The sequence below is a fragment of the Brevundimonas sp. UBA7838 genome, from assembly GCF_002500885.1.
GTDB lineage: Bacteria > Pseudomonadota > Alphaproteobacteria > Caulobacterales > Caulobacteraceae > Brevundimonas > Brevundimonas vesicularis_C.
The window spans coordinates 1-2,549 of the sequence record NZ_DLTK01000077.1 but is presented as its reverse complement, the minus strand read 5'-3'; the positions used below and the strand labels follow the sequence as shown (position 1 = coordinate 2,549).

Genomic DNA, 2,549 nt, shown 5'->3' with positions numbered 1-2,549 from the left:
GGGCGTGACGTCTCCGAGGCCTGCGGCTTCGACCCCGTCGCCTGTACCGGTTGCGCCCAGCCCTGCGCCGGCGCCCGCTCCGGGAGGCGCGGCGTGAGACGGCCCGTCGCGGTTCGCGTTGTCGGACCTCTTCAGTGGATCGTCTATCCGGCCCTGCTCGTCCTCGCCGCGACGGTCGTTCTGGGAACGCCGCTCCAGCTGTTCGGTCTGCATCTGCCCGAGCCGGTCATTCCGATGGTCCTGGCCTTCGCCTGGCCCTTGATCCGGCCCTCGATGCTGGCGCCGGCGGTGCTGTTTCTGATCGGCCTTTTCCTCGATCTGTTCTGGAATACGCCGCTGGGTCTGTGGGCGCTGTGCCTGATGGGCGTCTATGGAACGGTGCTGCTGTCGCGCAATCTGCTGGCGGGGCATGAGGGGCTGATCCGCTTCGGAGCCTATGCCGCCTGCACGCTGGGCGCCTTTTTTCTGGCCTATCTGGTGGTGACGATGCGGGCGGCGAACGCGCCGGCGATCCTGCCGCTGGTCGGACAGGTCGTGCCGACGCTGCTGCTGTTTCCGATCGCCAACTGGATGCTTGAGCGATTCGACGACGGAGATATTCGGTTCCGATGAGCGGCGAGCCCTCCATCTTCTTTGCCGATGTGAATGAGCGTCAGGGATCCTTCCTGCGGCGCACCTTCGTGCTGGGCGGGGCGACGGCGCTGGGGATCACCGCGCTGATCGGACGGCTGGGCCAGTTGCAGGTCGTGCAGGCTCAGGAGTATGCGACCCTGTCGTCGCAGAACCAGTTCAACTTTCGCATGGTCCCGCCGCCGCGCGGCCTGATCAAAGACCGCAACGGCGTCGTCATCGCCGGCAACCGACCCAGCTTCCGGGTGCTGGTGGTGCGTGACGAGACCAAGGATCTGGACCAGACGCTGGACCTGTTGGGACGGCTGTTGCCCGACACGCTGGAGCGTCGTCGCGCCATCATCCGCGATGTCAATGCGGCGTCCAAGTTCAACCCTGTGCCGGTCAAGAGCGACCTGACCTGGGAGGAGTTCGCCAAGGTCAATCAGTACGCCAACGAACTACCTGGCGTGATGGTCGATATGAACGAGGCGCGCTACTACCCGTTCGGCGGATCGTTCGCCCACGTCATCGGCTATGTGGCCAAGGTGTCGGATCGGGACGTCAAGGCCATCCGGGATAAGGGCGAGCAGCCGCCGGCCCTGCTGTTCAACCCCAGCTTCCGCATCGGCCGCCAGGGCGTCGAAAAGGCGTTGGATACCTCGCTGCGCGGCGAGCCGGGCGGCAACCGCGTCGAGGTGGATGCGCGCGGGCGTGTGGTAGCCGAGGATATCGGCGGCTCGCGGCCGGCCGTGCCGGGCAAGGAAGTCGTCCTGACGCTGGACGCCGACGTCCAGAACCGGGCGCTGGAGGTGTTCGGCGACGAGTCGGGTGCCTGCGTCGTCATGGACGTGCGCAACGGCGACATTCTGTGCATGGTCTCGGCGCCGTCGTTCGATCCGAACCTGTTCGTCGGCGGGGTGCCCACCAAGACCTATCGCGCGCTGGCCGACTATGAGCGCAAGCCGCTGCTGGACAAGACGCTGAACGGCACCTTCCCGCCGGGCTCGACCTTCAAGCCGACGACGGCTCTGGCCCTGCTGGAAGCCGGCGTCGATCCCAACATCAGCGTCTTCTGCAGCGGCGCCTATCGCACCGGCAACCGCGTGCAGCGATGCTGGGGGCGGCATGGCACCCAGAATATGCACGACGCGATCAAGAACTCTTGCGACGTCTATTTCTACGCCATGTGCAACCGCGCGGGTGTGGACAATATCCGCAAGGCCGGGCTGGCGCTGGGCTTCGAGCACGAGTTCGACATCGGCGTCGGCAACCAGCGCAAAGGCCTGTTGCCGTCCACGGAATGGAAGGCGCGGACCTTCCCGCGCGATCCGGTCTGGCATCCGGGGGAGACGACCTCTGTCGCGATCGGGCAGGGGGCGATCACGGTGAACGCCCTGCAGCTGGCGGTCATGACCTCGCGGCTGGCGAACGGGAAAAAGCAGCTTCAGCCGCGCCTGATCAAGTCCATCGGCGGCGTTGAACAGCCCAGCGGGGCGGAGGCGCCAGACTTGCCGTTCGATCCGGCTCACGTCGAATATGTGCGCCAGGGCATGATCGCCGTGGCCAACGATCGATCCGGCACCGCCTATCGCCAGAGCCAGTTGGGCCTGGGCGACATACAGATGGCCGGCAAGACCGGCACGGCCCAGGTCCGGAACTACGGCTCCGGCTCGCGCAAGAGCAATATCTGGGCGCTGAAGGATCACAACCTGTTCGTGGCGTTCGCTCCGGTGGATGCGCCGCGATATGCGGTCGCCATCATCGTCGAACACGGGGGCAAGGGCGGAGCGACCGCCGGCGCGCCGCGTGCGCGTGAGGTGATGCGCACCGTGCTGCTCAAGGATCCGGATATGCGAGCCCGCATCGAACGGCCGCTGCCGCCCGAACCGACCGGCGACGCCATCGTCGAGGACGGCGTCGTCGAGATCGGAAGAGCG

2 protein-coding genes are annotated in these 2,549 nt (G+C 66.5%); both read left to right on the top strand.

The features are described from left to right. The coding region (locus B3T77_RS06425) for a hypothetical protein (protein ID WP_292078224.1) at positions 1-612 on the top strand (612 nt) is incomplete at its 5' end. Then, positions 609-2,549, top strand: a 1,941-nt coding sequence (gene mrdA, locus B3T77_RS06420; protein ID WP_292078223.1) for a penicillin-binding protein 2, incomplete at its 3' end; no start/stop codon positions are given. The genes B3T77_RS06425 and mrdA, both read left to right, overlap by 4 nt.